The following is a 5,686-nucleotide window of genomic DNA, read 5'->3' as shown; positions in this document are numbered from 1 at the left end:
GCGGCTGGAGACGGTGCTCGAGCAGTGCAAGGCGGGCCTGCTGCAGGCCCGCGCGAGCCGGGCGGCGGCGCGCGCCGTGGAGTCCCCGCGGTGAACGACCGCTGCGGCTGGAGCGACCATCTGCGCTCGGTGGACCTGCAGCGCCGCATTGGCTGGGTGCGCCGCGTGCAGGGGCTGGCGATCGAGTCCGAGGGGCCGCGCGCGGCCGTCGGCGAAATGTGCCGGGTGGTGCCACCCGGCGCCCGCGTCGACACCGGCATCCTGGCTGAAGTCGTCGGGCTGCAGCACGACCACGTGACCTTGCTGGCCTACGGCAGCCTGCAGGCAGTGGCGGCCGGCGCCCAGGTGGTGGCGCTGGGGCGGCGAGGCAGCGTCGCCGTCGGGCCGGCCCTGCTGGGGCGGGTCATCGATGCCTTTGGCGAACCGCTGGACGGCGGCCCGCCCCCGGTCACGCCCTTCCTGCAGCCCCTGCACGGGCCAGCGCCCAATCCCTTGCAACGACCCCGCATCCGCCAGGTGCTGGAGACCGGCATCCGCGCCATCGACGGGCTGCTGACCCTGGGACAAGGCCAGCGCGTGGGTATCTTCGCTGGCAGCGGTGTCGGCAAGAGCACGCTGCTCGGCATGGTGGCGCGGCACGCCAAGGCCGACGTCAACGTGATCGCGCTGATCGGTGAACGCGGCCGCGAGGTGCGCGAGTTCGTCGAGCGGCAGCTCGGGCCGGATGGGCTGCGGCGCTGCGTGGTGGTCGTCGCCACTTCGGACCAGCCCGCGCTGGCGCGGCTGCGCGCGGCCCACGCGGCGGTGGCGATCGCCGGCTACTTCAGCGCCAGCGGCGCGACGGTGGTCCTGACCATGGACTCCATCACCCGCATGGCAATGGCGCGCCGCGAGGTGGGGCTGGCGGCCGGCGAGCCGGCCACTGCCCGCGGTTACACGCCCTCGGTGTTCGCCGAGCTGCCGCAGCTTTGCGAGCGCTGCGGCACCTCGCCCTCGGGCGGCTCGATCACTGCGCTGATGACGGTGCTGGTGGAGGGCGATGACCTGAACGAGCCGGTCGCCGACAGCCTTCGGTCCATCCTCGACGGCCACATCGTGCTCTCGCGTGAACTGGCCGAGCAGGGGCATTACCCCGCCATCGACGCACTGCGCAGCGCCAGTCGCCTGCTGCCGGAGCTGGCCGCGCCGCACGAGCGCGCCCTGGCCATGTCGGCCGTGCGCCAGCTCGCCACCTTGCAGCGCAATCGGCAGATGGTGGACATCGGCGCCTACCAGAGCGGCACCAATGCGGCCCTGGACGAGGCGTTGGCCCTCGATGCCGGCCTGCGCGCCTGGCTGCAGCAAGCCGACGGCGGCATCAGCCGGGCCGACGCGATGCGCGGGCTGGCCCAGGCGCTGGGCCTGGAGGACAAGGCATGACGACCTTGCCGCACGCGAGCGTCGACATGCGCGCCTTTGCCTGGCCGCTGCTGCCGCTGGAGCGCAAGCTGGAATGGGAGCGCGACGCCGCGCGCGCGCGGCTGGCCCAGGCGCTGGCCGCCCTGCACCGGTCGCAATCGCAGCTGCGTGAACTGGACGCCTTGCACCAGCAGCAGGCGCGCCGCGCGGCCCCTGTCCTGCACCAGACCCTGGATCCGCCGGCGCACCGGCAGTTCCTCGCCTACCTGGTGAGCATCCAGCAGCAGCTGGGGCGCGTCGGCCAGCGCCTCCAGTCCCTGGAACGGGCGCTGGCGGCGGCCCGCGCCGAGTGCGCGCACCGCGAGTGCAAGCTGGAGTCGCTGGTGGCGGCCCGCGCCGGTGCGATGCGTGCGTACATCGCCGGCGCCTTGCTGTTGCAGGACAGGCAGGCGGACGCGGCCTGGCTGGTGCACGACCAGTCCGCGCGCGCGACACGGCAGGTGGCGCCATGAAGGTGTCGCCGCATCCGGCCGTCGCAACGTCACCCACCTTCGCCCCAGGCAGGTGCGGCGCGGGCGACGACTGGCTGCGCCAGCTGCAGGTGGCCCACCGGCTGGCCTGGTTCCATGGGCCCGACGGGGCGGCCACCAGCGTGCCGCTCGCCGACGGCCGGCGGCACGCCTGGCTGCAATCGCAGGATGCCGGCGGGCACCGGACCCTGCCCGAGCCCACAGTCGCCGCTGCTGCGCGCGGCGGCGCCGGCGCGAACCCCTGGCGCGCCCCGCAGTCTGCTGCGGCTGTTGCCAGCGCCTTTGCGGTTGGCGAACCGGCCTCCTTGGCGCGCGCGACGGCCGTCTCCCGGGCTGGCTTCGCCCCTTCCGCTGCCGCCGCAGCCCAGTCCGCCGGCAGCCTCGGCGCCGGCATGCCCTGGACGGCATCAACCGTGCGGCCAATGCCGCCAGCAGCCACGCGCATCGTGTGCACGCGCCCGCCGGACATCCTGCAGCCAGGCAGCCCGCGAACGCCGGTGCGCGTGCACGTCGAAGAGGGCCCGCTCGGCGTGGCCGTCTATCTCGGCATCGACGGCCCTGTGGGGGCGCCTGCAGTGCGATCGGCGGCGTTGGCCACGGAACTGCGCCGCCAGCTCTCCGCCACCGGCCTGCGACTCGCATCGGTGGTCTGCAACGGCACGGTCCTCGAGCCGCACTCCCACTTTCACCAGGAGCCATGATGGCCATCAGCGCGATTGGCGCCAGCAGCGCCTTGCCTTCTGCCTCGACGCAAAGCCTGGGTCTCGAGGATTTCCTGAAGATCCTGCTGACGCAGCTGAATTACCAGGACCCGCTCAAGCCCATGGACAACCAGCAGTTCATGGCGCAGATGGCGCAGTTCACCTCGCTGGAGCAGACCCAGCGCCTCAACGAGAAGCTCGACCAGCTGATCACCAACCAGGCCGCCTTGCAGTCGGTGGGCCTGATCGGCCGCGCCGTCGACGTCGAAACCGCCACCGGCCGCGTGACCGGCACCGTGGCCTCGTTGTCCCTGCACGGCGATGCGCCGCTGGTCAGCGTCAACACCGCACAAGGCAACGTGCTGGCCGAGGTTCCCCTCAGCAAGATCCTCAACGTCCGCTAAGCCCCGGAGGCAAAGATGCTCGACTCCATCCATGTCGGAATGACCGGTCTCCTGGGCTATGCCAAGGGCCTGCGGGTGATCGCCAACAACACCGCCAACCTGAACACGCCTGGCTACAAGGGCTCGACCTTGCAGTTCACCGACCTGTTCTATGCCAACGGCGGCGCCGCCGCTGCCGGCGGCGCGCCGGCCAAGCTGGGATTCGGCCTCGGCACCGCGGGCAGCCATGTGGATTTCCGCCAGGGCGACCTGCGGCAAACCGGCAACCCGTTCGACCTCGGCGTGGAAGGCGAAGGCCTGTTCGTGCTGCGGGACGCCGATGGCCGCACGCGCTACAGCCGGGCCGGCCAGTTCGAGTTCGATGGCGAAGGCAAGTTCGTCAGCCGCACGGACGGCGGCCAGCTGGTGGGCGTGGATGCGCAAGGCAAGGAGGTCGGCCTGTCGCTCGCGGGCTTGGGCGTGGCGGCCGGCAAGGCCACGGACAGCGTCCGCTTCACCGGCAACCTGTCGGCCACGGCAACCGGGCAGACGGTCGGCTCGGTGCGCGTGTTCGACGAACGGGGGCAGGAACACTTAATGTCGCTGGCGTTCACCAACACCTCCGCGGCGACCCCGGACAGCTGGAAGGTGGAACTGCTGGACGGCACCACCTCCGTCGGTGTTTCGCAGATCGTGTTCGACGATGGCAGCCCGACGGCCGCGACCTCCAGGCTCAACTTCAACTACGCGCCGCCTGGCAGGCCGGCACGGCCACTGGCGCTGGACTTCAGCAGCGATGTGACGTCGTTCGCCTCCGGCGACCTGTCGACCTTGGCCATGGTGTCGCAGGACGGCTCCGCCCCCGGCACCCTGACCGACGCGTCATTCAACGAGCAGGGCACGCTGGTCGCCACCTATTCGAACGGCCGGAAAGTCGAAGGCGCGCGCCTCCTGCTGGCGCGGTTCAGCAGCCCCGATGCAGTCGAGGAACTGGGGGGCAACCGCTATGGCCAGGCCAACGGCATCAGCTGGGACACCGGGGCGGCGACTGAGGGCGCCTTCGGCCGGATCCGGTCCGGCGTGCTGGAGCTGTCCAACGTCGACCTGTCGCGTGAGTTCAGCGAGCTGGTGGTGATGCAGCGCGGCTACCAGGCGTCCTCGCAGGTGATAGTGACCGCCAATGACATGCTGCAGGAGCTGTTCCGCATGAAAGCCCAGTGATGCAGTCCGCCGGCATGGTTGCGGATTCCCGCCGCGATGGCGCAATGGCCCGGCCGCTGATCGCCTGGCGCGACGAGCAGCTGCGCGCCCTGGCAGCAGCGCTCGAACAGGCTCTGGCCGGATGGAGCGCCGACTGGGGCGTGCATGCGGCCGGGGCCGTCACCTGCCAATCGCCGGCGCCGTTCGAGAGCGCCCTCGCGTGGCGCCGGCTGCTGCTTGGCGCGCAACCTGCTGGCTGGCTGCAGCTGTCATTGGGCGCTGCGCGTGGCGTGGTCGATGCGCTGTTCAAAGAAAGCGCGGCGCTCGGCCCTATCGCCCTGGCGCTGGCGTCGGCCTGCGAACGCGATGTCACCGCGCGGCTTCTATCGGCGGTGGGAGTGACTGCCGCTGCCGGGCCCGACGCCGGGCCGGCACCCACCGATCTGTACGCCTGGTCCGGCATCGTCGATGTCCGGCTGCCAGCGCCCTTGGCGTGGCGCCTGCTGCTGCAACCTGTCGCCGTCGCCGCCTGGTGGGAGGCGCGGGGCGGTCCGATCGTGGTGGTCCCGGCCGGCCCGCAGCGCGCTGCGTTGGCGCCCGTGCTGGATGCGGTCGCCGGTCGCTCCATGCGGCTGGACGTGCAACTGGCCGGCTGCGACATCGACCTGGGCGCGCTGCAGCGGCTGCAGCCCGGCGACGTCGTTCGCGTGCAGCACCGCATCGACGCTCCGGCCACCGTGTGCGACGACGCTGGCGCCGCGCTGTTCGCCGCCTATCTCGGGCGCCGGGCCGGCTCCAAGGCCGTGGAGCTGGCCGCTCCCGGCGCCCGCCAGGATCCTCCGCCGACCCGAAAGGTCCAGCCATGAGTCAGATGATCGAGTCGTTCATGAACGACGCCACCACTTCGCAGCGGCGGGCGCAGCCGCTGGCTTTCGAGGAACTGCCGGCGCAGGGCGGGGCCGGCGCGCCCTTGCTGCAGGACGCCCATCCCCTGCACGCGGTGAAGGTCAGGCTGCAGGTGTGCGTCGGCACGGCCAGCATGACGCTGGGCGAACTGCTGGCGGCGCGGCAGAACGAAGTGCTGCCGCTGGACCGCGGCGTCGAGCAGCCGGTCGACCTGGTGCTGGAAGGCCGGGTGGTGGCGCGCGGCCAGCTCGTCGCCGTCGATGGCGCCTTCGCCGTGCGCATCACCGAAGTGCCGCTGCCATTGAAGCTCTGACATGGCCTCGCGACCACGCGCATTGCTCGCAGCGGCGCTTTGCAGCGCCGCACTGCTGGCTGTGCCGGCGCGGGCCCAGGCCCCGGCGGCGCCAGGCAGCTCCGCCTCGGCAGCGGCGTCCTTGCCGCGGACGCTGCCGCTGCGGCGCGATGAGCCCGGGCCTGCCTCCTCGCTGCCGGCCTGGCTGGCCGGTGCGCTGCTGCTGGCGCTGCTGGCCGCGGGCGGCTTCGCCATCGTGCGCCGCAAGGACGGCGC

7 protein-coding genes and 1 pseudogene are annotated in these 5,686 nt (G+C 72.1%); all 8 read left to right on the top strand.

Going from position 1 to position 5,686, the window contains the following annotated elements:
- Positions 1–90: 90 nt before the first annotated feature.
- The gene (locus JWP65_RS15825) at positions 91–1,419 is read left to right on the top strand and encodes a FliI/YscN family ATPase (protein ID WP_299765409.1); all 1,329 of its coding nucleotides are present in this window, start codon (positions 91–93) and stop codon (positions 1,417–1,419) included.
- Positions 1,416–1,910 carry a hypothetical protein gene (locus tag JWP65_RS15820; RefSeq protein ID WP_299765407.1) on the top strand — a complete coding sequence of 165 codons (495 nt, stop codon included), beginning with the start codon at positions 1,416–1,418 and terminating at the stop codon, positions 1,908–1,910. The genes JWP65_RS15825 and JWP65_RS15820 overlap by 4 nt, the downstream gene beginning before the upstream one ends.
- On the top strand, positions 1,907–2,629 hold the full coding sequence (locus JWP65_RS15815) for a hypothetical protein (RefSeq protein WP_299765406.1): 723 nt from the start codon (positions 1,907–1,909) through the stop codon (positions 2,627–2,629). Before JWP65_RS15820 ends, JWP65_RS15815 begins: the two co-directional genes overlap by 4 nt.
- Positions 2,626–3,033, top strand: a complete 408-nt coding sequence (locus JWP65_RS15810; RefSeq protein WP_299765404.1) for a flagellar hook capping FlgD N-terminal domain-containing protein — start codon at positions 2,626–2,628, stop codon at positions 3,031–3,033. The genes JWP65_RS15815 and JWP65_RS15810 overlap by 4 nt, the downstream gene beginning before the upstream one ends.
- A gap of 15 nt (positions 3,034–3,048) precedes the next feature.
- The gene (locus JWP65_RS15805) at positions 3,049–4,233 is read left to right on the top strand and encodes a flagellar hook protein FlgE (RefSeq protein WP_299765403.1); all 1,185 of its coding nucleotides are present in this window, start codon (positions 3,049–3,051) and stop codon (positions 4,231–4,233) included.
- A gap of 44 nt (positions 4,234–4,277) precedes the next feature.
- Positions 4,278–5,078: a FliM/FliN family flagellar motor C-terminal domain-containing protein gene (locus JWP65_RS15800; RefSeq protein WP_299765402.1), complete on the top strand. Its 801-nt coding sequence runs from the start codon at positions 4,278–4,280 to the stop codon at positions 5,076–5,078.
- Positions 5,075–5,431, top strand: a complete 357-nt coding sequence (locus tag JWP65_RS15795) for a FliM/FliN family flagellar motor switch protein (protein ID WP_299765401.1) — start codon at positions 5,075–5,077, stop codon at positions 5,429–5,431. Before JWP65_RS15800 ends, JWP65_RS15795 begins: the two co-directional genes overlap by 4 nt.
- 1 nt (position 5,432) lies before the next feature.
- Positions 5,433–5,686: pseudogene (locus JWP65_RS15790) on the top strand (hypothetical protein); the annotation flags it as partial.

This window comes from Ramlibacter sp., from assembly GCF_028292805.1.
Lineage (GTDB): Bacteria > Pseudomonadota > Gammaproteobacteria > Burkholderiales > Burkholderiaceae_C > Ramlibacter.
Note: the sequence above shows the minus strand (reverse complement) of the source record. Positions and strands in the feature narration are given on the sequence as shown.

Excerpts from the sequence above, each read along its gene's own strand:
- JWP65_RS15820 (WP_299765407.1), top strand. The coding sequence starts at position 1,416 with ATGACGACCTTGCCGCACGCGAGCGTCGACATGCGCGCCTTTGCCTGG.
- JWP65_RS15815 (WP_299765406.1), top strand. The coding sequence starts at position 1,907 with ATGAAGGTGTCGCCGCATCCGGCCGTCGCAACGTCACCCACCTTCGCC.
- JWP65_RS15810 (WP_299765404.1), top strand. The coding sequence starts at position 2,626 with ATGATGGCCATCAGCGCGATTGGCGCCAGCAGCGCCTTGCCTTCTGCC.
- JWP65_RS15805 (WP_299765403.1), top strand. The coding sequence starts at position 3,049 with ATGCTCGACTCCATCCATGTCGGAATGACCGGTCTCCTGGGCTATGCC.
- JWP65_RS15800 (WP_299765402.1), top strand. The coding sequence starts at position 4,278 with ATGGCCCGGCCGCTGATCGCCTGGCGCGACGAGCAGCTGCGCGCCCTG.
- JWP65_RS15795 (WP_299765401.1), top strand. The coding sequence starts at position 5,075 with ATGAGTCAGATGATCGAGTCGTTCATGAACGACGCCACCACTTCGCAG.